We start from the raw sequence: 26,457 nt of genomic DNA, 5'->3' as shown, positions 1-26,457 counted from the left end.
CGTTTATCCGGTGGTTTAAAAACCAGGATCCCAATCTACTTCAATAGTACGAGTAGCGAGATCGACTTTCTTGATAACCTGCCCATCGAGGAACGGCACAAGACGTTCCTTGATACCAAACGCATCTTTCAGGTTTGCCTTGATGACGATAACGTCATTCGAACCGGTTTCCATCATATCGACGACTTTACCGAGATCGTAGCCCTCAGTGGTCACTACCTGGCAGCCCATAAGGTCTTTCCAGTAGTAGGAACCATCTTCCAGCGCTGGCAACTGCGAGGAATCCACGACAATTTCACAATTAGTCAGTAGATTCGCCGAATCACGATCGTCAACGCCTTTCAGCTTGATGATCAGATCCTGATTGTGGTGCTTCCAGCTTTCCAGCTGTACTTGCTGCCACTGACCCGCCTTCTGGATAAACCAGGGCTGATAGTCAAAAATGCTTTCGGCGTCTTCAGTGGAAGAAAACACTCTGAGCCAACCACGGATACCGTAAGAAGACCCCATTTTCCCCAAAACAATGGGTTCCACAGGAGCCTGTGCGGCGAGTTGCTTGCTCATCATGACCACCGTGACAGATTAAGCTGCTTTGTTTGCTGCTTTGATCAGCGTAGCTACGCGATCAGAAATAGTCGCGCCCTGGCCAACCCAGTGAGCGATGCGATCCAGATCCAGGCGAGTGCCTTCTTCTTTTTCGCTAGCGATTGGGTTAAAGAAGCCAACGCGCTCGATGAAGCGACCGTTGCGTGCATTACGGCTGTCGGTAACAACAACCTGGTAGAACGGACGCTTTTTAGCGCCGTGACGAGCTAAACGAATAGTAACCATAACATCCTCTTGTGTGAATAAAACACCGGGCCCCATCGAGGGAAGGGACCCGGTGTCATATTAAAAGCCCGAAAATTTTACTGATTTCTGGGGAAAATGCAATCAGCATCTTGATACTGAGCATTAAACAAGGGACAGAAGGCGTATATCGGTGCAGCCAGTTTAGTTCCGGCGTGCGCACAGAAAGCGGAACGTACACGTAGTACGTGAGCATTTCGAGCACACCCCGGGGCTAAAATGGCAAACAAGATAGCCTTATACCCTTGTTTTAGCGGCCAGGGAATCCTGGGGGCATCATCCCCTTCATACCACGCATCATCTTCGCCATACCGCCCTTCTTCATTTTCTTCATCATGCGCTGCATGTCGTCGAACTGTTTCAGAAGACGGTTAACGTCCTGTACCTGCATCCCGCAGCCCAGTGCGATACGACGTTTGCGGGAGCCTTTGATGATTTCCGGCTTAGCGCGTTCTTTCATCGTCATCGAGTTGATGATGGCTTCCATACGCACCAGCACTTTATCGTCCATCTGCGATTTCACGTTGTCAGGGATTTGCCCCATGCCCGGCAGCTTGCCCATCAGGCTGGCCATGCCGCCCATGTTTTTCATCTGCTTAAGCTGTTCAAGGAAATCGTTCAGATCGAAGCCGTCGCCTTTTTTCAGCTTGCTGGCTAATTTCTCTGCCTGTGCACGGTCAACTTTGCTTTCGATATCTTCGATCAGCGACAGCACATCACCCATGCCGAGAATACGTGAGGCAATCCTGTCCGGGTGGAACGGCTCCAGCGCTTCCGTTTTCTCACCAACACCGAGGAACTTAATCGGCTTACCGGTGATATGACGAATAGACAATGCTGCACCGCCACGGGCGTCACCGTCGACTTTAGTCAGTACCACACCGGTCAGCGGCAGTGCTTCGTTAAACGCTTTCGCAGTATTCGCAGCATCCTGACCGGTCATGGCATCGACAACAAACAGCGTTTCTACCGGATTGATAGACGCGTGGACCTGTTTGATTTCGTCCATCATCGCTTCATCAACGTGCAGACGACCGGCGGTATCCACCAGTAGCACGTCGTAGAATTTGAGCTTAGCTTCTTTCAGCGCGGCATTAACGATATCAATCGGCTTCTGACCGACGTCAGAAGGGAAGAAGTCCACACCGACCTGTTCGGCCAACGTTTCCAACTGTTTGATCGCCGCCGGGCGATAGACGTCCGCAGAAACCACCAGTACTTTCTTCTTGTGCTTCTCGCGCAGGAATTTACCCAGCTTACCGACGCTCGTGGTTTTACCCGCACCCTGCAGGCCCGCCATCAGCACCACGGCCGGTGGCTGTGCCGCCAGGTTTAGCGTCTGGTTCTCTTCGCCCATCGCCGAAACCAGTTCGCTACGAACGATTTTGACGAACTCCTGACCCGGGGTCAGGCTCTTGTTAACTTCGTGACCAACCGCTTTCTCTTTTACGCGATTGATAAACTCACGCACTACCGGCAGCGCTACGTCAGCCTCCAGCAGCGCCATGCGCACTTCGCGCAGCGTCTCTTTAACGTTGTCTTCAGTAAGGCGTCCACGGCCACTGATATTGCGCAGCGTGCGCGACAAACGATCGGTTAAATTATCAAACATTGTCTCTCGCCTGGGGTGGAAACGGTCGGTCGCAACAGCGACACATCAACAGAAATTTGTCGCAGTATAACATGAAGCCGCCTTTGTTGTTATGCAACGGTTGGAGCAGCGGTCACGTAACGCTATACTGCTTTTCTTTATTACTGGCCAACTGTCGACACCCATATGCCCGTTTTTGCTCTGTTAGCCCTTGTCGCCTATTCCATCAGCCTTGCGCTGATCGTTCCCGCCCTGCTGCAAAAAAACAGCGGCTGGCGGCGTATGGCTATTCTTTCTGCGGTTATCGCGCTGGTCTGTCACGCGTTTGCCCTGGAAGCACGTATTCTGCCAGGTGGTGAAAGCGGGCAAAACCTGAGCCTGTTGAACGTCGGTTCTCTGGTTAGCCTGATGATCTGTACCGTCATGACCATTGTGGCCTCGCGTAACCGCGGCTGGCTATTGCTACCGATCGTCTATGCGTTTGCATTAATCAATCTGGCATGCGCTACGTTTATGCCCAACGAATACATCACCCACCTTGAAGCCACACCGGGCATGATGATTCACATCGGGCTATCGCTCTTATCCTATGCCACCTTGATTATTGCCGCGCTGTATGCGCTGCAGTTGGCATGGATCGATTATCAGCTCAAAAATAAAAGACTGGCGTTCAACAATGAAATGCCGCCATTGATGAGCATTGAGCGCAAAATGTTTCATATCACCCAGATAGGCGTGGTTCTGCTGACGCTGACGCTGTGTACTGGCCTGTTTTATATGCACAACCTGTTCAGCACAGAAAATATTGATAAAGCCGTTCTGTCTATTGTGGCATGGTTTGTCTATATCGTTCTGCTGTGGGGACATTACCATGAAGGCTGGCGCGGACGTCGTGTCGTCTGGTTTAACGTCGCAGGCGCAGGCATTCTGACGCTGGCCTATTTCGGTAGCCGCATCCTGCAGCAGTTTGTGAGTTAAGTCTTTTAAGGAACCTACGTGGAACACATCTCCACCACCACGCTTATTGTTACGCTTCTCATCATGGTGGTTATTTCCGCCTATTTTTCCGGTTCCGAAACCGGAATGATGACCCTGAACCGCTACCGTCTGCGACACCGGGCAAAACAGGGAAATCGTCAGGCAAAACGCGTTGAGAAATTACTCCGTAAGCCTGACCGTCTGATAAGCCTGGTCCTCATTGGCAACAACCTGGTGAATATACTGGCCTCCGCGCTCGGTACCATTGTCGGTATGCGCCTGTATGGCGATGCGGGCGTCGCTATTGCCACCGGGGTATTGACGTTTGTGGTGCTGGTTTTTGCGGAAGTGCTGCCAAAAACCATCGCCGCGCTGTATCCGGAAAAAGTCGCCTATCCAAGCAGCGTCCTGCTGGCCCCGCTGCAGATTCTGATGATGCCGCTTGTCTGGTTACTGAATACCATCACGCGTCTGCTGATGCGTATGATGGGCATCAAAACGGATATCGTGGTGAGCGGTTCGCTGAGTAAAGATGAACTACGAACGCTGGTGAATGAATCGCGCTCGCAAATCTCTCGCCGTAACCAGGATATGCTGCTGTCAGTGCTGGATCTGGAAAAAGTCAGCGTCGATGACATCATGATCCCGCGTAATGAAATTATCGGCATTGATATTAACGATGACTGGAAATCAATCGTGCGTCAGCTTTCGCACTCTCCGCACGGTCGTATTGTGCTGTATCGTGACTCGCTGGACGACGCTATCAGTATGCTACGCGTCCGTGAAGCGTGGCGACTCATGGCCGAGAAAAAGGAGTTCACCAAAGAGACCATGCTACGCGCCGCCGACGAGATCTACTTTGTCCCGGAAGGTACCCCACTCAGCACTCAGTTGATCAAATTTCAGCGTAATAAGAAGAAGGTCGGCCTGGTGGTCAACGAATATGGCGATATTCAGGGGTTGGTCACCGTTGAAGATATTCTGGAGGAGATTGTCGGTGACTTCACCACGTCAATGTCCCCGACGCTTGCCGAAGAAGTCACGCCCCAGAATGACGGCTCAGTGATTATTGATGGCAGCGCCAACGTTCGTGAAATCAATAAGGCGTTTAACTGGCATTTGCCGGAAGATGATGCGCGAACGGTAAACGGAATAATTCTTGAAGCACTGGAAGAGATCCCCGTTGCCGGCACGCGAGTGCGCATTGGTCAGTACGATATCGATATTCTCGACGTACAGGACAATATGATTAAGCAGGTACAGGTATTGCCGGTCAAACCACTTCGCGAGAGCGTATCTGACCAGTGAGGATAATCCAGACCGGGTAACGCATCAGCACTACCCGGTCTGAAGCTGATTAGCTTTTTGCTTTCGCCACAGACACCATTGCGGCGCGAATGGTACGTCCGTTCAGGGTATAACCTTTCTGCATGACCATCAGCACATTACCGGCAGCAACTTCATCAGACTCAACCATGGCAATCGCCTGGTGCACGTTCGGGTCCATCGGCACATCAATATCCGCAACCACCTGCACGCCAAACTTCGCCACGACATCCAGCATCGACTTGCGGGTCAGCTCAATACCCTCAACCATCGCCGCCATCGCGTCATTATCTTTGTCCGCCACTTCCAGCGCGCGGTCCAGGCTATCCAGCACCGGCAGCAGTTCGTTGACGAATTTTTCCAGCGCGAACTTATGCGCTTTTTCTACGTCCAGTTCGGTACGACGACGCAGGTTTTCCATTTCCGCTTTGATACGCAACACGCTGTCGCGCTCGCGAGTTTCGGCTTCAGCAAGCTGAGCTTCCAGATTCGCAATTTTTTCATCGCGCGGATCCACCTGCTCAGCAGAAGCGTCTGATTCAACCGCCTCAACTTCTTCGTGCTGATCCATGATAATTTCTTCCGGGGCTTGCCCCTCAGGCGTTTTCTGTTCTTTACTACTCATGAATTTCTCCGCGTTTTTTTCGCATTCATCTCGCTAACCTGGATTATTATGGGGATAAGATTCAGGGTTTCAAGGGAAGTACTCACATTGTCACTAATCTTCATTACAAGGACCTCGAGAAAATGAACAAACATTTCAAGTGTATTGGCATTGTGGGGCATCCACGTCACCCCACTGCACTGACCACACATGAAATGCTCTACCGCTGGCTGTGCGTCAAAGGTTATGAGGTTATCGTTGAGCAACAAATCGCCCACGAGCTGCAGTTGAAAAATGTGAAAACCGGTACGCTCGCAGAAATTGGTCAGCAGGCAGACCTCGCCGTGGTAGTCGGCGGCGATGGTAATATGCTGGGAGCTGCACGCACCCTGGCACGTTATGACATCAAAGTTATCGGGATTAACCGCGGCAATCTCGGTTTCCTGACCGATTTAGATCCGGACAATGCCCAACAGCAATTAGCTGACGTACTGGAAGGCCACTACATCAGCGAAAAGCGCTTTTTACTCGAAGCCCAGGTGTGCCAGCAGGATTGCCAGAAGCGCATTAGCACGGCCATCAATGAAGTTGTGCTGCACCCTGGTAAAGTGGCGCACATGATTGAATTTGAAGTCTATATCGATGAAATCTTTGCCTTCTCCCAGCGTTCAGACGGGCTAATCATCTCCACCCCGACCGGCTCTACCGCCTATTCGCTCTCTGCCGGAGGCCCGATTCTGACACCTTCTCTGGATGCTATTACGCTGGTACCGATGTTCCCGCATACGCTTTCCGCGCGACCGCTGGTGATCAACAGTAGCAGCACCATTCGCCTGCGCTTTTCTCATCGCCGCAACGATCTTGAGATCAGCTGTGACAGCCAGATCGCCCTGCCTATCCAGGAAGGTGAAGACGTATTGATTCGCCGCTGTGATTATCATCTGAACCTGATACACCCCAAAGATTACAGCTATTTCAATACATTAAGCACTAAATTAGGCTGGTCAAAAAAATTATTCTAATTTAACGCCAACCTCTTTACTGTATAAAAAACCAGTTTATACTGTATGCAATTACAGTTATGGTTTTTCATACAGGAAAACAGCTATGTTGGCACAACTGACCATCAGCAATTTTGCTATCGTTCGTGAACTTGAGATCGATTTTCAGAGCGGAATGACCGTTATTACCGGTGAGACCGGTGCGGGTAAGTCCATTGCCATTGATGCTCTCGGTTTATGCCTGGGCGGCAGAGCCGATGCCGACATGGTGCGTACAGATGCCACACGCGCCGATTTGTGTGCGCGTTTCTCTTTAAAAGACACCCCTGCGGCGCTACGCTGGCTGGAAGAAAACCAGCTTGAGGAAGGTCGTGAGTGTTTGCTGCGTCGCGTTATCAGCAGCGACGGCCGCACCCGAGGCTTTATTAACGGTACCGCCGTTCCGCTGTCGCAACTGCGCGAGCTGGGACAGTTGCTTATTCAAATCCACGGCCAGCACGCGCACCAACTCCTGACGAAATCTGAACACCAAAAATCGCTGCTTGATGGTTATGCCAATGAAGTGACCCTGACTCAGGAAATGGCCGCGCGCTACCGGCTTTGGCACCAAAGCTGCCGCGACCTGGCGCATCATCAGCAACAAAGCCAGGAACGTGCGGCCCGGGCGGAACTGTTGCAATATCAGTTAAAAGAGCTGAACGAATTCAACCCCCAGGCGGGCGAGTTTGAGCAAATTGATGAAGAGTACAAGCGCCTGGCTAACAGCGGGCAGTTGCTCACCACCAGCCAGCAAGCGCTGGCTATCATGGCAGACGGCGAAGACATTAACCTGCAAAGCCAGCTGTACACCGCAAAACAGCTGGTTAGTGAACTGGCGGGAATGGACGGTAAGCTCTCCGGTATTCTGGACATGCTGGAAGAGGCGACCATCCAGCTCAGTGAAGCCAGCGACGAGCTGCGCCACTATTGCGATCGTCTGGATTTAGACCCTAACCGCTTGTTCGAACTGGAACAGCGAATTTCTAAGCAAATCTCGCTGGCGCGTAAACATCATGTTGCCCCTGAAGTACTACCACAGTTCTATCAGTCATTGCTGGATGAACAACAGCAACTGGACGATCAGGCCGACTCACTCGAAACGTTAACCCTGGCGGTGAACAATCATCACCAGCAGGCGCTGGAAACGGCAAAAATGCTGCACCAGCAGCGCTGGCATTACGCTCAGGAATTGGGGAAACTCATCACAGAAAGTATGCATGCACTCTCAATGCCGCACGGTCTCTTTTGCATCGATGTGAAGTTTGATGAACACCATCTGGGCATGGACGGAGCCGATCGCGTGGAATTCAAAGTTACCACTAACCCGGGGCAGCCGTTACAACCCATTGCGAAAGTCGCTTCCGGCGGCGAGCTGTCGCGCATTGCGCTGGCTATTCAGGTTATTACCGCACGTAAAATGGAAACCCCGGCGCTGATTTTCGATGAAGTGGATGTCGGCATCAGCGGCCCGACGGCAGCGGTTGTGGGTAAACTACTGCGCCAGTTGGGTGAATCAACCCAGGTGATGTGCGTCACCCACCTGCCGCAGGTTGCTGGCTGCGGCCATCAGCATTTCTATGTCAGCAAAGAAACTGACGGTGCGATGACTGAAACACACATGCAGCCGCTTGATAAACGCGCTCGCCTGCAGGAATTAGCCCGCCTGCTTGGCGGTAGCGAAGTGACGCGCAATACCCTCGCAAATGCAAAAGAACTGCTGGCGGCATAAACTTTTTTACCTTGTGAAGGTCTGAGTTCAACATAAAATCGCCGACCGACCCGACAGCAAAAGGTTTTAAAGTGGTGAAAGGTCTATTATCATCGGCATATTACATATGAGCCGCGTACTGCTCGGGCCCGAAAAGGAATCAAATCACTATGCGCTGTAAAACGCTGACTGCTGCTGCAGCAGTACTACTGATGTTGACTGCAGGCTGTTCCACTCTGGAGCGAGTGGTTTACCGCCCTGACATCAACCAGGGAAACTATCTGACACCTACCGATGTCGCCAAAGTGCGTACAGGTATGACGCAACAGCAAGTTGCTTATGCACTGGGTACACCAATGATGTCCGATCCTTTTGGTACTAACACCTGGTTTTATGTGTTCCGTCAGCAGCCAGGGCATGAAGGCGTTACTCAGCAAACGCTGACGCTGACCTTTAACAGCAGCGGCGTATTGACCAACATTGATAACAAACCCGCTCTGACCGACAACAAGTAGGTCTAAAAGATCAAAAAAAGGTGCTCAATGAGCACCTTTTTTATTGTCTGTTATTTTTTAGCGGATTTCTCTGCTCGCTGCCTACGCAGTTCTTTCGGATCGGCAATCAGCGGCCGATAAATTTCCACCCGATCGCCGTCATGCAGAACATCAGCAAGCTTAACCGGACGGCTGTAGATGCCTACTTTATTTTTACTGAGATCGATATCGGTACGTAATTCCAGCAGCCCGGAAGCGCGGATAGCCTCTTCAACGGTTGCACCCTGCTGCAGCGTGACGCGCTGTAAATACTGTTTCTCGGGCAGCGCGTATGCTACTTCAACGACAATTTTAGCCGACGCTGACACTGTAAACCTCTTTTGCACGAACCGTGAAAGCCTGCACCATATTCGACGCCAGCTCTTTAAATATACGGCCAAATGCCAGTTCGATCAGTTTATTCGTGAACTCAAAATCAAGATGAAATTCAATGCGACACGCTTCCTGGCTCAGCGGCGTAAACTTCCAGCCGCCAATGAGTTTTTTGAACGGTCCATCGACCAGATGCATGAGGATGCTCTGGTTACTGGTCAGTTGATTACGTGTGGTGAACGTTTTGCTAATCCCTGCTTTAGAAACATCCACAGCCGCTGTCATCTGCCCCGGAGTCGACTCCAGGACACGGCTTCCGGTGCAACCCGGTAAAAACTGAGGATAGGATTTAACATCATTCACTAACTGATACATCTGTTCCGCACTGTAAGGTACTAAAGCGGTCCGGCTAATCTGAGGCATAACAATTTCCATCAATATCAATCGTGCAAATAATACCATTTATCATCCGCTAAAAAAAACGCTAAAGCCCAACTCGTGCTAAGATAGCGCCTTGCGCCCCGCTGGATGAAATGGGGTGTTTTTCAATTCCAGATTACCTATACTGAGCGGCATTATGACGAAGAAAAAAGCACACAAACCTGGCTCAGCCACAATCGCGCTCAACAAGCGCGCACGACACGAATACTTTATTGAAGAAGAGTTCGAAGCTGGGCTCGCATTACAAGGCTGGGAAGTCAAATCCCTGCGCGCAGGAAAGGCCAATATTGGCGATAGCTATGTCATTCTCAAAGACGGCGAAGCGTTCCTGTTTGGCGCCAACTTCACGCCGATGGCCGTTGCCTCAACGCACGTCGTGTGTGACCCTACTCGCACCCGTAAGCTTCTGTTAAACCAACGCGAACTTGACTCCTTATATGGACGCATGAATCGTGACGGTTACACCGTCGTGGCACTTTCGCTGTACTGGAAGAATGCCTGGTGCAAAGTCAAAATTGGCGTTGCAAAAGGGAAGAAACAGCACGACAAGCGTTCCGATGTAAAAGAACGTGAGTGGCAGTTGGACAAAGCTCGTATTATGAAAAATGCAGGCCGTTAAACACAATTTCCCTGTGACCAGTCTCTCCTCCTGAGGCTGGTTCTTATTTTTTAGTTATTGAAACCCACACAATACATTCACCAGATTTATAATTTATTTGTGCTGAATCGTTCAGGTATGAAATAAACCTCTCTAACGTTACCATAGCAGTCCATAGTCTAATAAAATAAAATCTCAAGACTATGTCGCTCATATTTTTCACTTATTTAATAACACTATTGTTACTGGTGTTTATTATATCAACGTGCATTTACAGTAAAACAAAGACATTAATATACAACAAGTTACAACAACATCAATTGTTAAAAGCATACTGAAAAGTATCTTTTTCAAATGACTAAGTATTTTTTAATATGGATAAGTTGCAGAATGCTTTCTTTCTGACTATATCATCTAATACGAAAGAACTATTCAATCCAAAGGACCCGAGCGTAATTAATCAATAAAATAACATCTGCTTGATCTAATCAATGAAATTACAAGTATAAATTCATTTTTATGATGAACGGCCCCCTGTCTGCTCATTTTCCCAACGCGCTGTTGCGGATTAATACTCCCGGCATGCCATCAGGAGTGAACATATGCGTCTACTCGCCGTTGTATCAAAATTAACTGGCGTTTCCACAAATGTTGAATCCTCTGAAGTAACGCTAAGTTCGCCTTCTATCGTGAAACTGTCGGTATCGCGTGAGGAGATGAGCCAACTCGCACGCGTTAATCAGGATTTGGTTGTCACACTCCGCTCAGGTGAAACCATCACCATTAAAAACTTCTATGTCGGAAAAGGTGATGCGCAAAACCAGCTTGTCCTGGAAGACAGCAATGGCGCGCTATGGTGGGTTCAGGATACTGATGGGGCATTCCACTATCAGCATCTGGACGATCTCACCCCATTAATGGCGAGCGAAGGCAGTCATGAAGGCGGCGCAGTTTGGCCCTGGGTTCTTGGCGGGATCGCCGTGGCTGGGGGAATCGGCCTCGCCGCCGGTGGTGGTGGCGGTGGCGGTGGCGGTGGCGGTGGCGGTGGCGGTGGTAGCAGTAGTGGCGAAAATGGTAATAATGCTGGCAATGGCAATGGCAATGGCAATGGCAATGGCAATGGCAATGGCAATGGCAATGGCAATGAAGGAAATGGTGCTGGCGACGGAAATGGCAACGAAGTAAATGGTGATGACGGCTCGCCACCCACGACAACGCCCACGATGCCAAGCGTACCAATTATTACCAGCGTCACTGACAATCAGGCTCCCATTACTGGCATTGTCAATCAACAGATATCCACTAATGATAATACGCCAGAACTTCAGGGCACTGGTCCCGCAAATGCCACCTTACATATTTTCGATAATGGTACCGAAATAGGTCAGGTCCCTATCGATGCTAACGGGAACTGGACGTTTACTCCATCTTCCCCGCTCGCGGAAGGCACTCACCAGTTTACGGTCAGCGCATCAAACAATGCGGGCAGCAGCGCAATCTCAGACAGTTGGGTCATTACCGTCGATACCACCCCACCTGCCGCCGCAGTAATTTCTTCAGTGAATCAGGAAGGCACCACGGTGACGGGTAGTGCAGAGCCCGGAAGCACTGTCACCATCATTGGCAGTAACAACCAGGTTCTGGGTTCAGCCATCGCCGGTTCAGGCGGCACCTTCACTATTAGCATATCGCCCTCGCAAACACATGGTGAAACGCTGACAGCAAAGATTCAGGATGAAGCAGGCAATATCGGGCCAGATACCTCATTCAGTGCCTCAGATTCCGGTTTTCCAGGCGTACCCGTGATTGTCAGCGTTATAGATGATGTCGCGCCCTCCGTTGGGTCATTGACCAACAATCAGTCCACTAATGATGCGACCCCAACGCTTTCCGGGACAGCTGACGCTCACAGTACGGTTAAAATTTACAATTACGGGGTATATGTCGACAGCATTGTCGCCGACAGCAACGGTAGTTGGGACTGGACCTCCAGCACAAACTTGCGGGATGACTCATACGCTTTCACCGCTACGGCAACCAACCACCTGGGTACGGGGGGAATATCGACGGTATTCAATATCAATATCGATACTCAGCCGCCGTTATCACCAGACGATCTGAATGTATCTGCCGATGGCGCTGTCGTCACTGGTACGGCTGAACCCGGCAGTACCGTGACTATAACCGACAATAATAATCATTTAATCGGCAGTGGTGTTACCGGGCCAGATGGCTCGTTTACCATCACCATAAACCCACCACAAACCAATGGCGAAACCATAACCGCTATCGCTACCGATCCAGCAGGAAACCCGAGTTTGCCAGAAACAGCACTCGCTCCCGATATCACCGCCCCGCAACCGCCCACAAACCTGACAATCAATAACGCGGGCGATCAGGTTTCCGGCATGGCAGAGCCCAACAGTACCGTACATATTCTCAATCCTGGTGGCACTATCATTGGCACGACCACCGCTGATGCAGACGGAGATTTCACCGCCACACTGGTTCCGCCACAAACGAACGGCGAACATCTTGTCGCCAACGCAACGGATGCAGCAGGTAATACCAGCGATAACACAGCAGTCACCGCGCCAGACAGCACCGCACCTGACGCACCAACAGGGGTGATTGTCGCCGGGGATGGTGGTTCAGTCAGTGGACATGCTGAAATCGGCAGCACTATCACCGTAAAAGACGGCAACGGGAATACGATTGGCGTGGGTCAGGCAGACAGCGGTGGCCACTTTGCCGTGTCGATCACCCCGTCACAAAACAAGGGTGAAACGGTAAAAGTGACTGCAACGGACAGCGCAGGCAACGAAAGTCTGCCCGCTTCCGCGCTGGCTCCGGATATTACCGCACCAGACCAACCGATTATTATTGCCGTCTTAGACGATGTTCCCGACGTCATCGGAAAAATTGATAACAACACGCTGACAAACGACGATAAACCGGAAATTAAAGGCACCGCCGAAGCGGGCTCGCAGGTAAAAATTTATGATAATGGCACCCTGCTTACCACCGTTACCGCCGATATCAATGGTAACTGGGACTACACGCCGACCACCGCGCTGAGCCAGGGCGCACACGTATTTACGGTTACGGCAACCGATGCCGCCAACAACACCAGTAGCGCCGCCAACTGGAAAATCATTGTCGATAGCGTCGCGCCGACCGTCCCGGTCATTACTCTGATTAACGATGACGTAGGAACCATCACGGGTAACATCGCGAATAACAACTGGATAACCAACGACAACACGCCGACCCTCTCCGGGACCGGCGAGCCAGGCTCGCTGGTGAACCTGTATGATAACGGTTTGCTGATAACGGTGATGCTCATCGACAAGTCAGGTACCTGGAGCTATACCGTCCCGGACAACAAGCAGCTCGCCGATCGCGACCATCATTTTACAGTATCCGCAACGGATGCCGCCGGTAACGTCGTCACCTCCCCCGTCGCGGTCACCATTACCGTTGACACCCAGCCTCCAGCGACTCCTGTCATTTCAGCCGCCACAGATGACATCGGCAATGCGCCCGTTGACTTGCCTTCTGGTAGAAGCTCAAACGATAACCTGCCGTCACTGAAGGGGACCGGAGAAGTTGGCTCCACCATCACTATCTACGATGGTGCCACACCGATTGGAACGACCACCGTTGTGGCCGGAGGAAGCTGGAGTTTCCCGGTCGCCCAGCCACTTAGTGAAGGTTCGCACACATTGTCAGCTATCGCGACAGATGCGGCGGGTAACGCCAGTACCGCCGGAAGTTTCATGCTGACTGTCGACACAACGCCCCCCGCGGCCCCGATCATCACCTCTGCGGAAGGACTTATTGGCATTGAAACTAAAGCACTGAGTAATGGCGGCAGCACGAAAAGCGACAACCCTAAACTATCCGGAACAGGTGAACCGGGTGCGACAATTACGATTTATGAGAATGGCGGCCTCGCCGGCATCACTACCGTACAGCCAGACGGCACCTGGACATTTACCCCGACCTCACTTGCCGATGGGCCGCATAAATTCACCGCCACGGCGACCGACGCTGCGGGCAACACAGGGATCCCATCGGCGGGCTTTACGTTGACGGTGGATAATCTGCCGCCAACGCAACCGCTCCCCCCCACCATTACGGACGACGTCAATCCGATAACCGGGGTCGTGACAAACGGCATGACTAACGACACCACGCCAACGTTCAGCGGCACGGGGAGTGTCGGCGATCTCATTACCCTCTATCTTAATGGCAACTCTTCGTCGCAGGGTACCGCGACGGTTGGGGCAGACGGTAGCTGGAGCTTTACACCATCAGTGCCACTTCCCCAGGATGTTTATCAGGTGACCATTACGGCGACCGATCCTGCTGGCAACGTCAGCCCGCCATCAAATGCCATCCTCCTGGAGATCGATACAACGCCCTCTGTCCCCCCTGTTATTCTTGTCGTCAATGATAATGTCGGTGGTTTCCAGGGCGATCTTGCGCCTGGCGCAATAACAGATGATACGACGCCAACTATTCACGGAACCGGCACTGACGGCGACACGATCACGCTGTACAACGGCAGTACGATTATCGGTACCACAACGGTGGTTGGCACCACCTGGAGTATTACTCCAGGGACGGCACTGGCAAACGGAAGTTATACGCTAACAGCCATTGCAACCGATGCGGCGGGGAACGCCAGTGCCCCATCAAACAGCGTCGCGTTTACGGTTAGCAGCACCGTGCTGACCTTACCGCAGGTTACGGATATTGAAGATGACGCTGGCGTCATTATCGGTTCATTGACCAACGGTAGCGTTACGGATGATACCACCCCAACAATCAGCGGAACCGGTGCGCCGGGCAGTACGGTCGTCATTTTCGATGGTGGCAATCCTATTGCCGAAACCCTCGTTGCGGCGAATGGTAGCTGGAGTATTGAGATTACGCTGACGGGAGATGGCCCGCACACGCTGACGTTCGGCGCCAGGGATGCCGCGGGCAATTCCCTGGCGGCAGGAAACCCTGTAATGTTGATACTCGATACGCAGCCTCCCGCCGCGCCAATCGTCACCAATGTTGACCCGAACGGCACGCTGGTGAGCGGGACAGCCGAGCCCGGCAGCACCGTCATCATCAGAAATGGTACCACGGTACTGGGTCAGGGTATTGCGAATAGCGTTACAGGTGTCTACACCGTCTCGATTTCACCCGCACAAACTACGGGGCAGAATCTGAATGCAATCGCCCTGGATCAGGCGGGCAATAGCAGCGACTCTACGCCGTTTAACGCGGCTACTTCCAGCATTCCGCATCCGCCAACTCTCGAAATCATTGATGATGTCTCGCCCGTTACAGGAGTGATTGGCAACGGTAAAACCACCAATGACACCTTACCGCTGTTACAAGGAACCGCCACGGCAGGAGCAACGGTTAAAATTTATCAGGATGGGAATGTAATCGGTACGGTCACCGCCGATGCAGTCTCCGGCGCATGGAGCTATCCATTATTCACCCCGCTGACAAACGGCACGACCTACAATTTCACCGTATCGCAAACTGTAAACACAGAACCCAGTGGGTTGTCGCCCAATTACGCCATTACTATCGATACTAGCGCCCCACCAGCACCCGCGATCATCAGCGTGATTGACGACCTATTACCGGGCACAGGATCGTTAGATACCGGACAAATTACCAACGATGCACGCCCGACCTTCAATGGAACCGGCGAAGTGGGTGCGACTATCACCCTTTACGATAAAGGTATCGCGATTGGCACAACAACCGTGAGTGGCAGCGGATACTGGAGCTATACCCCGACAAATGGGTTGGGAGAAGGCGAGCATATCTTTACCGCACGCGCAACGGATGCGGCTGGCAACCAGGGCGATCCCTCCAACAGCTTCCGGATTATTGTCGATACGTTAATCCCAGGCGCGCCCTCTATTGTGACGGTAACGGACGACGTCGGTACCCCGCAGTCCCTTACATCCGGACAGCTAACCAACGACAACACCCCAACGCTTGCTGGTGTCACCGAGGCCGATTCAGTGGTTACCATTAGCGATAATGGCGCAGTAATTGGCACAACCACCAGTGATGAAAACGGCAACTGGAGCTTTACGCCAACTCCAGCACTTAGTGAAGGCAATCATTCGTTAACCGCAACCATCATGGACGGTGCTGGCAATATCAGCCCGGCAAGCCCACCTTTCGTTCTGGTAGTTGATACGCTGCCGCCCGCGGCGCCGAGCATTACCTCGGTGATTGACGATCAACCCGGCAACACATCGCTGACTAACGGACAATTGACTAACGATGCACAACCCACGCTGAACGGCAAAGGAGAGATCGGCGCATCTATCACCATCCGCGATAAAGGCGTTGATATTGGTACAACCCAGGTTGATGAATCCGGCAACTGGAGCTTCACGCCAGATGCCCCACTGACTCAGGGGCAACACATCTTTACCGCCGTTGCCACCGACCAGGCGGGCAATATGGGTGGGGTATCTTCATCCTTTACCCTCGAACTGGATTCCATCGCCCCGCAGCCCCCCATCATTAGCACGGTGCTGGACAATACGGCTCCCACAACAGGCGCGATATCCAATGGGCAGACGACAAACGAAACACGCCCGGCACTGAGCGGCACGGGCGAAGTGGGAGCGACCATTACTGTTCTGAGCGATGGTCAACCCATTGGCACCACCACCGTGGGTGCGGGAGGTATCTGGAACTTTACCCCAACGGATGCACTGAGCAACGGCCCGCATACATTGACCGTCACCGCGACCGACAGTGCAGGTAACACCAGCCTTGCGTCGAACGGCTTTGGGCTCATCGTTGATACGGTATCGCCGGGTATACCCATCATTTCTCAGGTCGCAGATGATATCGGCCCGCTGACGGGCAGTCTGAACAACGGCCAGACCACAAATGATGCGCAACCCACGCTCAGTGGTAGGGCAGAAGCCAATTCCACGATCATAATTTATGACAATGGCACCTATCTCGGTACCGCTCCGGTAGACGCCAATGGAGCCTGGAACTTCACGCCAACAGGCGGACTTGGAAATGGTAACCATGCGCTCACGGTGACCGCCACGGACGCAGCCGGAAACGTCAGTCAACCATCCGCCACATTTAACATCATTGTGGATACCGTTGCCCCGCTTGCCCCCACCATTATCCAGGCCGTCGATGATGTACAGCCCGGCACCGGGACTCTGTCCAGTGGAGCCTGGACCAATGACACCCGTCCGCTGCTCAGTGGCTCAACGGAAGCGAATGCCCGGGTCGCGATTTACGATAACGGCACGCTACTGGGGACGGTAACAGCCACAATAGATGGGACGTGGGAATATCTGCCACCCACACTGAGCAACGGTCAACATACATTCACTGCCATCGCCACAGACGCCGCAGGCAATATCGGTGCCACCTCAAGCGGATTTATTATTAATGTCGATACGAACCCACCGCCAATCCCACAACTGATCTCGGTCATAGATGACATCGCAGGGGGAGTTTTCAATGCAGCGCTGAACAATGGGCAGCTAACCAACGATGCCCGCCCAACGCTCAACGGTACCGCCGAAGCCGGTAGCACTGTCAGTATCTATGACGGGAACACTCTGCTTGGTACTGCGCTGGTGCAAAGCAATAATAGCTGGACATTTACCCCGACCACGCCGCTCGCGATCGGATCCCATACCTTCACTGTGACCGCTACCGATGCGGCAGGTAATACCAGCGGCGCAACAACAGGTTTTACCGTGGTGGTGGACACCGCTGCTCCGGCACAGCCTTCAATAAGTAGCATTATTGATGATGTTGGCCCCAACACCGGTGCGATTGGCAGCAACCAGCCCACCAATGACTCACGCCCAACCCTGAACGGATCCACAGAGGCCAACGCGCGAGTCGATATTTATGATAATGGCAGTTTTGTCATCAGCGTAACGGCTGACAGCACCGGCAACTGGAGTTACACGCCGTCCTCTGCTCTGGCTCAAGGGGCACATTCTTTTACCATCACGGCGACAGATGCAGCGGGGAATACCAGTGGATTATCGTCTGCAGCAGCCATTGTGGTCGATACCATCGCCCCCGGTGTTCCAACCGGGCTGGCGGTCAATGCCAATGGAACGGCGTTAACCGGCGTGGCCGAAGCGAACAGCACGGTCATTATCACCTCCGGTAGCGGAACGGTACTCGGCACCACAACAGCGAATGCTTCCGGTAACTTCACCTTTACCCTGAATCCACCGCAAATTAGTGGGCAAACGCTGCTGGTCAGCGCACAGGATGCCGCTGGCAATACCGGCATCACAGGAAACGTGCTGGCCCCATTTACCGGTGTTCCTCCCGCACCAGTGATCTCCAGCGTATTCGATGATGTCGGCACCATCACGGGTCTGGTCACCGCCGGGAAAACCACGAATGATACCCGCCCAACACTGAGCGGAACTGCGCAGGCAAACGCCGTTATCAACCTGTATAACAACGGCACGTTGATGGGTAGCACAACCGCTGACGGGAATGGGATCTGGAGTTTTACGCCAGGCAGCGCCCTGAGCGAAGGCAACCACGCGTTTACCGCCAACGCCACAAATGCCAACGGCTCGAGCGTTTTGTCTGGCTCGTTCAGCGTCATTGTGGATACCACGCCACCGCCACCCCCTACGATTTTGATCAGCGCCGATGGCGGAACAGTGAGCGGCATCGCCGAAGCCGGCAGTACGGTTACGATATCCCTGCCTGGTGGCAGCAGCGTGACAGCGGTCGCCAACAGCAGTGGGGTCTACAGTGCCACCTTGCCTGTACGCCAGATTGAAGGTCAGTCGTTATCTGCAACGGCAACCGACGCGGCAGGCAACACGTCATCGCCTGCCAGCATCATCGCGCCGGTACTCCCCCTGCTGGCAGAAGATAATGTCACCCGTTTGCCGCTACAGACTGACGTGACAATCAGCACTGAGCATCAAAGCGATTACGGTTTCCTGCTGGTGAACGCACTGGGTAATGTCGCCAACGTGCTGGGTAACAACACAGCAAGTGTTAATTTCAGCATCCAGTCTGGCGGTAGTGGCTCCATCACCATCAACGCCGCGGCGACCGGCATTGTGCTGTCACTATTAAGCTCAATGGAGATTGTTATCCAGCGCTATGACACCTTGCTCAACACCTGGATAACCGTGGTCGATACCTCGAAACCCAATTTTGCCAGTTTGCTAACCATCGGAGCCTCTGGAGTGACGCTCAATTATGATGGGCTGACAGGTGGGGATTATCGCGTGGTTAGCTTCAACACTAACCTGCTGGCGACCGGCGCTTACACCAGCCTGGACGTTGCCGTGGTGAAAACCAACGGCGGAACCATCACCGGGGGAACCACAGAATCCGGTAACATCATCACCGATACCGATCCAACTCACGGTCAAGATAACGCCCCTTCCGGCACGCTGGTCACCACTATCACTGACGGTAACGGCAACGTCGTGAACGTCCCGGCGGGCGGCATTGATGTGCAGGGGAAATACGGCATTCTGCATATCAATCAGAATGGTAGCTACACCTATACCCTGACCAATACGTCAATCTCAGTGTATGGCCGTTCCGAAAGTTTCACTTACACGCTGACGCATGGTAGCGATCATTCCTCGGCAAAACTGGTGGTCACGCTGGGTCAGGCCCCAACCACCAGCACGGTAACGGCAGCAGACGATGTGGCTGCGCTGACTTACGGGACGCAGGCCATCGCAGTCGACAACCATCCATCACAACAAACCGGCTTCACGCTCGCCAGTGTTGGTTTGGGACAATTGCTGGATGTCAGCCTGGTCAACGGTTTGACCAACCCGATTAAATTCAACGTTGATGACGGCGCGACCCGAACGATAACGGTTCAGGCCAGCGTACTTGGCGTAACGCTGGGCGGCTTTGATCTCTATGTCTACCGCTTCAACGAGTCTATTCAGCAGTATGAGCAGTACCGGGTACAGCCGAACTGGGTAACCGCCCTACTGAGCGGCAATTCACCGGCGTATACCATTACGCTGCCGGGCGGTGACTATCTGTTCCTACTAAACGCTTCCGGCGGCCTGACGCTGCTGACCAGCTATACCCTGAATATTCAGGCCGATCACACCTACGCCGTCGACAGCCTGAGCGCGGTAACCAACGGTAATATTCTGGTCAATGACTCGGCTCCGATAAACAGCGTCATCACCGAAGTGAATGGTGTTGCGATTAACGGGACGGGCACCACCAGTATTAACGGACAATACGGCACCCTGACTATTGATGCGAAGGGGAACTATACCTACACCCTGAAAAGCGGACTGGGCGCAGACGGTATCAGCACACCGGACAGTTTCGTCTATACGGTCAAAGCCCCCAATGGCGATACAGGAAGCGCCTCGCTGAACATTACGGCGACCCCGCAGGCGCTGGACGCAGTAAATGACGTCAGCAGCATGATGGCGGTAAGTACCGTTCAGGACTCTGCGGCATACGGAAGCGGCGCGCTGGGCACAGCGACGATTCCGACGCTGGGGAGCAAAGCAACTGGTTCAGGTTCGTTTGATATCGCAACAAATGACGTACTGAAAGGCGCCACGCTCAACTTCAGCATCGGCACACTTATCACCGTCGGTACGCTGGGCGTAACCTGGACAATCACCGGTCCTGACGGATTCTCGCTTTCAGGCTCTGTACCCGCCAGCTCTATCAGCCTGTTAGGCAGTTCAATTGCCGTCTCGCTGGGTAATGCCGAGCTAGCCGCTGGTCATTACAGCATCAGTTTCACAGGAACGATGGGGGGACTGGCCGTTGGCAACGTCAGCATTACGCCGAACGTCACGGGCACGACATGGCACCTCAATACCTGGGACGTTAACACCACGACGATGAATGGCAATATTTTTGATGGCAGTGATGCCGCTGGCACGCACGATCAGCTCTCAACCGTCCATACCCAGCTCACTATCACCGGCTTTAACGGCAGTACCGCCACACTCAATCCGACCGGCAGCATCAGTAGCACAACAATCCAGGGTCATTATGGTTCACTGACCATGAATCTGGATGGCTCATACATCTATACGCTGAAACCGGGTACAACCGTGGCATCGATGACCAGCAAAGAGACATTCACCTACACGCTTAACGACCAAAACGGGCATACGGACACCGCGACGCTGACCATCAATATGAATCCGCAGATGGCAAGCACCGCACAGCATGACGTGATCACCGGATCGGTCTACGGCGATACGCTGATTTATCACCTGCTCAATGCCAACGACGCTACCGGCGGTAACGGGACAGCGGACAACTGGACCAACTTTTCACTGGCTCAGGGCGACAAAATCGACATCGGCGACCTGCTGGTAGGCTGGAACGGACAAAACGCCACGCTCGGCAACTACCTCACAGTGACCACCAGCGGTAACAACACCATCGTTTCCATTGATCGCGACGGTACAGGCAGCACGTACCACACCACTAACCTCGTAACACTGGAGAACGTCCACACCACGCTCGATGAGCTGGTGCAACAAAATCACATTGTGACCTGAAACGAACGCCATACCGCTATAACGATATAACAACAGCCCCGGATGCCATGACGTCCGGGGCAATAACAGTCGTCACGGCCCTATTTTGCAAGGGATAAACTATGAGAAATGTCGCCCCTGTCGCTGTAATGCTGGCATTAACGTTTTGTTCCGTTCGTGCGAATGCCGAAGATGAACCGCAAGTTATTACGCCGGAAGGGCTGGCAGCCAGTCAGATGCTTCCCTCTCTGGATGGTTCTGTGGCCGATCTACCGTTGAGCGTTGCCGCTCCCGGAAGCCTGACGCTTAACGACGCGGTGAGCCGCGCCGTGAGCTGGCATCCTTCTATTCGTGAATCCATTGGCAAACTGCTCTCGCAAAATGAGCAGATAGACGTGGCGAAAGCGAAATATTATCCGCAAGTTACAGCCGGAATGAACAACGGCTACAGCAATACCTACACTGACCATGGCTTCAGCCCTGCACTGGTCATTTCGGTGTCACAAATGCTGTATGACTTCGGCAAAGTCGCCAGCCAGGTGCGCGCCGAAACTGCCGGCTCGGCGCAGCAACAGGCAAACGTATTACTCAGCATCGATACTGTCGCCCACGCCACCGCCAATGCCATCGTCCAGGTTCAGACATGGCAACAGATGGTGGATGCCGCCGAAGAGCAACTGGTCGCGCTAAACGGTATTGGTCGGCTGACCAGAGAACGTAATGATGAAGGGGCGACCTCGCTGTCAGACGTAGTGCAAACCGATGCGCGTATTGAGTCTGCTCGTTCACAGCTGGCGCAATATCAGGCCAATCTCGACAGTAGCAAAGCGACATTGATGAGCTATCTCGGCTGGAACTCGCTTAACGGCATCAGCAATGAGTTTCCGGTAAAACTGGATAGCAGTTGCGATGTGGTAAAACCGGAGGATAAGTTAGTTCCCGCGGTGCTGGCGGCATGGGCGCAGGCGAACGTCGCGCAGGCCAACCTGGATTACGCCAACGCACAGATGACGCCAACCATCTCTCTGGAGCCATCGGTTCAACACTATCTCAACGACAAATACCCCAGTCATGAGGTGCTCGACAAAACGCAGTACTCAGCGTGGGTAAAAGTCGAAATGCCGCTGTATCAGGGCGGCGGTCTCACCGCCCGACGCAACGCCGCCAGCCACGCGGTAGAGTCCGCACAGTACTCTATTCAGCGCACTCGACTCGAAGTACGACAGAAATTACTGGAATCCCGCAGTCAGGCGATGAGTCTCGCGACTGCCCTGCAGATCCTGCGCCGCCAGCAGCGGCTGAGCGAACGCACTCGTGAACTGTATCAACAGCAGTATCTGGATCTCGGCTCACGCCCATTACTTGATGTTCTTAACGCCGAACAGGAGGTGTACCAGGCCCGTTTTGCCGAACTTCAGACCCAAAGCCAGCTTCGCCAGTTACAACTGAACTGCCTCTACAACACCGGAGCGTTGCGCCAGGCGTTCGCCTTAAATAACCGCAGTATTCAATCGGTGGAGATCCAGCTATGAGCGACGTCGAGCCGGTTATTGAAGATGCTATTGGCGAACCCGCCCTGAGGCAGTGGGCACAGGCAGTTACCCACATTGCCGGTCACTATCGCCTCACTTGCTCGCCTGGTGCTATTCAGGCTAACGCCCCATGGTTCGAGGGGAAAAACAGAACCCTTGCTTTGACGCAATTAGCACGCCAGGCGGGACTTTCCTTTCATACGCTGGATACCGCAAAGCAGGTACTTAACCAATGGCGTTTGCCGGTGGTGGCGGAACTGCACGACGGCCAAATCATGGTGTTAGAACATTTCAACGGTGAAGACGCACTGGATGTCTTTATTATTACCGACGAGGGACAACGCAACCGGCTGGCGGTGGCTGAGCTTCTGCCAGAAATCCATACTATCACCGCACTGCGCCCGTTATCGGCGTTAAAAGACAGTCGGGTTGATCGCTATATTTCGCGCTTTAGACCCGACTGGATACGCGAGCTGGTTTTACAAGATATCCGCCCTTACCTGCCCGTCATGATTGCCGCCTTTCTGATTAATGTCCTGTCGCTTGCCGGGATTATTTTTTCGATGCAGGTTTACGACCGGGTGATCCCCGCCCAGTCGTATCCGACACTCTATGTTCTCTCGACCGGCGTCCTGGTCGCGGTATTGTTTGGCTTTTTGCTTCGCGAAGCGCGTACCCACATTATGGATCTGCTCGGCAAACGCGCCGATATGCGCATTTCCGATCGCGTGTTTAGCCACGCATTGCGGCTGCGCAACAGCGCCGTCCCCCGCTCAACGGGGAGTTTTATTTCCCAACTCCGCGAGCTGGAGCAAATCCGGGAGATGATCACATCCTCAACCATGTCGACCATCGTCGACCTGCCGTTTTTCTTTCTGTTTATCGTGGTGCTGGCCTGTATTGCCCCGCCATTGGCGTGGATAGCCCCCGTCGCCGCCCTGCTGATGATCCTGCCTGGCTTGCTGTTACAGAAGAAGCTAGCGGTACTTGCTAACCAGGCCACGCATGAATCCACTCTGCGCAACGCGGTGCTGGTCGAAAGCGTTCAGGGGCTGGAAGACATCAAGCTGATGCAGGCGGAAAACCGCTTTTTACAGCAGTGGAACAGCTACATCCGTATTACTGGCGAGTCAGGGCTGCGCACGCGCAGGCTGACTCAAGGGCTAATTGGTTGGGGCATGTCAGTGCAAAGCCTGGTCTACGCCGCCATCATTATGTTCGGCGCGCCGATGGTTATTGAAGGCACGATGACCACCGGGGCCGTGGTGGCGGCATCGATGCTCGGTTCCAGAATGATTGCCCCAATGGCTAACCTGTGTGGTGTGCTGGCTCGCTGGCAGCAGGTCAAAGCGGCCAAAATGGGGCTGGACAGCATTATGCAACTTCCCACCGAGACGCAGCACGATGAAGACCGGGTACACCAGGAGATCTTCCGTGGCCACTATCTGTTTGAAAATGCGCACTTTCGCTACCACAGTGACGACCAGCGCGTACCGTTACGCATCTCGCGTCTGGAAGTGATGCCCGGAGAGCGGATTGCTATTCTCGGGCGTAATGGCGCGGGTAAATCAACCCTGCTACAGGCTATGGCGGGCGGCGTGGAGATTATTCAGGGAGATGTCCGACTCGATAACCTGAGCCTGGCGCAAATCGATATGGCTGATTTACGCCGTAATATCGGCTTTCTCAGCCAGAACGCACGGCTTTTTTTCGGTACGTTACGCGAGAACCTGACACTCGGCGCACCGCATGCCAGCGACACGCAGATATTCGACGCGCTGGAGGTCAGTGGCGCGTCAGCATTCGTCAAACAGCTCGCCAAAGGGTTGGCGCACCCCATTATGGAAGGCGGTAATGGACTTTCCGGCGGGCAGCGTCAGTCAATTCTGCTCGCAAGAATGTTACTGCGATCGCCCAATATCGTACTGCTCGACGAACCCAGTGCCGCGTTGGATGAACACACCGAACGGGAATTTATACAACGGTTAAACCAGTGGCTGGGCAACCGCACACTGGTTGTCGCCACGCATCGCGTTCCGGTTCTGGAGCTGGTCGAGCGCGTGGTGGTGCTCAAAGAAGGTCAACTGGTCATGGATGCCCCAAAAGCGCAGGCGCTAAATGCAAATCGGGCACCTGCACAGACTCACGGTCGGGAGTGGAAAAATGAAAACCAATCCGCATGACGCCGCCATGGACGACCTCGATATCCGCCAGGAACACCGTTTTTCCGGCGCCAGTCGCATTATTCTGCTCAGCACACTGCTGTTTGCTGTCCTGGGGATCTGGGCGTATTTCGGCAAGCTGGATGAAGTCTCTACCGGCAGTGGGAAAGTCATCCCCAGCTCTCGCGAACAGGTATTGCAGTCGCTTGACGGAGGGATCCTCGCCGAACTCAGCGTGCACGAAGGTGATAAAGTTCAGGCCAACCAGATTGTCGCCCGCCTCGACCCAACGCGTTCTGAATCCAACGTTGGGGAAAGCGCCGCCCGATACCGTGCATCTTTAGCGTCAAGCGCCAGACTGAATGCCGAAGTCAACGATTTGCAGCTAACGTTCCCCAGCTCGCTGCAAGCCTGGCCGGATCTTATCGCCTCTGAAACGCGGCTGTATAAAAGCCGTCGCGCGCAGGTTGCTGATTCTATGGCGGAACTGCAGGATGCGCTGGTCTCGGTAAATAAAGAACTGGCCATTACCCAACGGCTGGAGAAGAGTGGTGCCGCCAGCCATGTGGAAGTGCTGCGCCTGCAACGCCAAAAAAGCGATCTGGGATTAAAAATCACCGATCTGCGCTCGCAATATTACGTGCAGGCGCGTGAAGCGCTGTCGAAGGCCAACGCCGAGGTAGATATGCTGGCGGCCATCTTAAAAGGTCGCGAAGATTCCGTCACCCGCCTGACCGTTCGCGCCCCGATGCGCGGTATCGTAAAAAACATCCAGGTCACCACGATTGGCGGCGTTATCCCTCCTAACGGCGAAATGATGGAGATTGTCCCGGTAGACGATCATTTGCTGATTGAAACCCGCCTGTCACCGCGCGATATCGCGTTTATCCACCCCGGACAGCGGGCACTGGTAAAGATTACTGCCTATGACTACGCCATTTACGGAGGGCTGGAGGGCGTGGTCGAAACCATCTCCCCAGATACCATTCAGGACAAAGTGAAGCCGGAGATCTTTTACTATCGCGTTTTCATACGAACCCATCAGGACTTTTTGCAGAACAAGCTGGGACGCCATTTTTCTATCGTACCGGGCATGATTGCTACTGTGGATATAAAAACAGGTGAAAAAACCATCGTCGACTATTTAATCAAACCATTTAATCGTGCAAAAGAAGCACTGCGCGAGCGGTAAATCCTTGCGGTT

At 53.3% G+C, this 26,457-nt stretch carries 16 protein-coding genes; 10 read left to right on the top strand and 6 right to left on the bottom strand.

Going from position 1 to position 26,457, the window contains the following annotated elements; all coding sequences use genetic code 11:
* Window positions 1-15: 15 nt before the first annotated feature.
* From rimM to ffh, 3 genes are all read right to left on the bottom strand, one after another.
* Window positions 16-564, bottom strand: a complete 549-nt coding sequence (gene rimM / locus IB196_RS05755; RefSeq protein WP_003031230.1) for a ribosome maturation factor RimM — start codon at window positions 562-564, stop codon at window positions 16-18.
* Between the two features lie 18 nt (window positions 565-582).
* Window positions 583-831: a 30S ribosomal protein S16 gene (gene rpsP / locus IB196_RS05750; RefSeq protein WP_003031228.1), complete on the bottom strand. Its 249-nt coding sequence runs from the start codon at window positions 829-831 to the stop codon at window positions 583-585.
* Window positions 832-1,099: 268 nt separating this feature from the next.
* Window positions 1,100-2,461, bottom strand: coding sequence for a signal recognition particle protein (gene ffh / locus IB196_RS05745; RefSeq protein WP_005130432.1), 1,362 nt, complete (start codon window positions 2,459-2,461; stop codon window positions 1,100-1,102).
* A gap of 165 nt (window positions 2,462-2,626) precedes the next feature.
* Here ffh and IB196_RS05740 point away from each other — a divergent pair, with 165 nt between their 5' ends.
* Both IB196_RS05740 and IB196_RS05735 read left to right on the top strand, forming a co-directional pair.
* The gene (locus tag IB196_RS05740) at window positions 2,627-3,418 is read left to right on the top strand and encodes an inner membrane protein YpjD (protein WP_040234068.1); all 792 of its coding nucleotides are present in this window, start codon (window positions 2,627-2,629) and stop codon (window positions 3,416-3,418) included.
* A gap of 18 nt (window positions 3,419-3,436) precedes the next feature.
* Window positions 3,437-4,726, top strand: coding sequence for an HlyC/CorC family transporter (locus tag IB196_RS05735; RefSeq protein WP_005130434.1), 1,290 nt, complete (start codon window positions 3,437-3,439; stop codon window positions 4,724-4,726).
* Window positions 4,727-4,775: 49 nt separating this feature from the next.
* Here IB196_RS05735 and grpE read toward each other — a convergent pair whose 3' ends face one another.
* Window positions 4,776-5,369 (bottom strand): nucleotide exchange factor GrpE, encoded by a 594-nt coding sequence (gene grpE / locus IB196_RS05730; protein ID WP_005130435.1) that lies wholly within the window; start codon window positions 5,367-5,369, stop codon window positions 4,776-4,778.
* A gap of 122 nt (window positions 5,370-5,491) precedes the next feature.
* Between grpE and nadK the strand changes: the two genes are divergently transcribed.
* The 3 genes from nadK (at window position 5,492) to bamE (ending at window position 8,611) form a co-directional block, all read left to right on the top strand.
* Complete coding sequence (gene nadK, locus IB196_RS05725; RefSeq protein WP_005130436.1) at window positions 5,492-6,370, top strand: NAD(+) kinase; 879 nt, start codon at window positions 5,492-5,494, stop codon at window positions 6,368-6,370.
* Between the two features lie 85 nt (window positions 6,371-6,455).
* On the top strand, window positions 6,456-8,117 hold the full coding sequence (gene recN / locus IB196_RS05720) for a DNA repair protein RecN (protein WP_040234065.1): 1,662 nt from the start codon (window positions 6,456-6,458) through the stop codon (window positions 8,115-8,117).
* Between the two features lie 149 nt (window positions 8,118-8,266).
* On the top strand, window positions 8,267-8,611 hold the full coding sequence (bamE, locus tag IB196_RS05715; RefSeq protein ID WP_003826401.1) for an outer membrane protein assembly factor BamE: 345 nt from the start codon (window positions 8,267-8,269) through the stop codon (window positions 8,609-8,611).
* 50 nt (window positions 8,612-8,661) lie between these two features.
* Here bamE and IB196_RS05710 read toward each other — a convergent pair whose 3' ends face one another.
* Complete coding sequence (locus IB196_RS05710; protein ID WP_003839823.1) at window positions 8,662-8,958, bottom strand: RnfH family protein; 297 nt, start codon at window positions 8,956-8,958, stop codon at window positions 8,662-8,664.
* Complete coding sequence (gene ratA, locus IB196_RS05705) at window positions 8,942-9,385, bottom strand: type II toxin-antitoxin system toxin RatA (protein ID WP_040234063.1); 444 nt, start codon at window positions 9,383-9,385, stop codon at window positions 8,942-8,944. The genes IB196_RS05710 and ratA overlap by 17 nt, the downstream gene beginning before the upstream one ends.
* A gap of 154 nt (window positions 9,386-9,539) precedes the next feature.
* On the opposite strand from ratA, the gene smpB reads away from it, so the two are divergent.
* The 5 genes from smpB (at window position 9,540) to IB196_RS05680 (ending at window position 26,445) form a co-directional block, all read left to right on the top strand.
* A complete protein-coding gene (gene smpB, locus IB196_RS05700; protein WP_003031211.1) occupies window positions 9,540-10,022 on the top strand; it encodes an SsrA-binding protein SmpB in 483 nt (160 codons plus the stop codon).
* Between the two features lie 581 nt (window positions 10,023-10,603).
* Window positions 10,604-21,580, top strand: a complete 10,977-nt coding sequence (locus IB196_RS05695) for a BapA/Bap/LapF family large adhesin (protein ID WP_188232268.1) — start codon at window positions 10,604-10,606, stop codon at window positions 21,578-21,580.
* 101 nt (window positions 21,581-21,681) lie between these two features.
* Window positions 21,682-23,091, top strand: coding sequence for a TolC family outer membrane protein (locus IB196_RS05690; RefSeq protein ID WP_149692445.1), 1,410 nt, complete (start codon window positions 21,682-21,684; stop codon window positions 23,089-23,091).
* On the top strand, window positions 23,088-25,274 hold the full coding sequence (locus tag IB196_RS05685; RefSeq protein ID WP_149692446.1) for a type I secretion system permease/ATPase: 2,187 nt from the start codon (window positions 23,088-23,090) through the stop codon (window positions 25,272-25,274). Before IB196_RS05690 ends, IB196_RS05685 begins: the two co-directional genes overlap by 4 nt.
* A gap of 7 nt (window positions 25,275-25,281) precedes the next feature.
* Window positions 25,282-26,445 (top strand): HlyD family efflux transporter periplasmic adaptor subunit, encoded by a 1,164-nt coding sequence (locus tag IB196_RS05680; RefSeq protein ID WP_149692480.1) that lies wholly within the window; start codon window positions 25,282-25,284, stop codon window positions 26,443-26,445.
* Window positions 26,446-26,457 lie beyond the last annotated feature (12 nt).

It is taken from the genome of Citrobacter sp. C6_1 (genome assembly GCF_014596835.2).
In the GTDB taxonomy this organism is placed as follows: Bacteria; Pseudomonadota; Gammaproteobacteria; order Enterobacterales; family Enterobacteriaceae; genus Citrobacter; species Citrobacter pasteurii.
This window is presented reverse-complemented; position numbering and strand designations above follow the sequence as displayed.

Bases quoted from the DNA above. Each gene is read 5' to 3' on its own strand.
- bamE (WP_003826401.1), top strand. From the start codon at position 8,267: ATGCGCTGTAAAACGCTGACTGCTGCTGCAGCAGTACTACTGATGTTG.
- nadK (WP_005130436.1), top strand. From the start codon at position 5,492: ATGAACAAACATTTCAAGTGTATTGGCATTGTGGGGCATCCACGTCAC.
- IB196_RS05680 (WP_149692480.1), top strand. From the start codon at position 25,282: ATGGACGACCTCGATATCCGCCAGGAACACCGTTTTTCCGGCGCCAGT.
- rpsP (WP_003031228.1), bottom strand. From the start codon at position 831: ATGGTTACTATTCGTTTAGCTCGTCACGGCGCTAAAAAGCGTCCGTTC.
- IB196_RS05690 (WP_149692445.1), top strand. From the start codon at position 21,682: ATGAGAAATGTCGCCCCTGTCGCTGTAATGCTGGCATTAACGTTTTGT.
- IB196_RS05695 (WP_188232268.1), top strand. From the start codon at position 10,604: ATGCGTCTACTCGCCGTTGTATCAAAATTAACTGGCGTTTCCACAAAT.
- smpB (WP_003031211.1), top strand. From the start codon at position 9,540: ATGACGAAGAAAAAAGCACACAAACCTGGCTCAGCCACAATCGCGCTC.
- IB196_RS05740 (WP_040234068.1), top strand. From the start codon at position 2,627: ATGCCCGTTTTTGCTCTGTTAGCCCTTGTCGCCTATTCCATCAGCCTT.
- rimM (WP_003031230.1), bottom strand. From the start codon at position 564: ATGAGCAAGCAACTCGCCGCACAGGCTCCTGTGGAACCCATTGTTTTG.
- grpE (WP_005130435.1), bottom strand. From the start codon at position 5,369: ATGAGTAGTAAAGAACAGAAAACGCCTGAGGGGCAAGCCCCGGAAGAA.
- IB196_RS05685 (WP_149692446.1), top strand. From the start codon at position 23,088: ATGAGCGACGTCGAGCCGGTTATTGAAGATGCTATTGGCGAACCCGCC.
- ffh (WP_005130432.1), bottom strand. From the start codon at position 2,461: ATGTTTGATAATTTAACCGATCGTTTGTCGCGCACGCTGCGCAATATC.
- recN (WP_040234065.1), top strand. From the start codon at position 6,456: ATGTTGGCACAACTGACCATCAGCAATTTTGCTATCGTTCGTGAACTT.
- ratA (WP_040234063.1), bottom strand. From the start codon at position 9,385: ATGCCTCAGATTAGCCGGACCGCTTTAGTACCTTACAGTGCGGAACAG.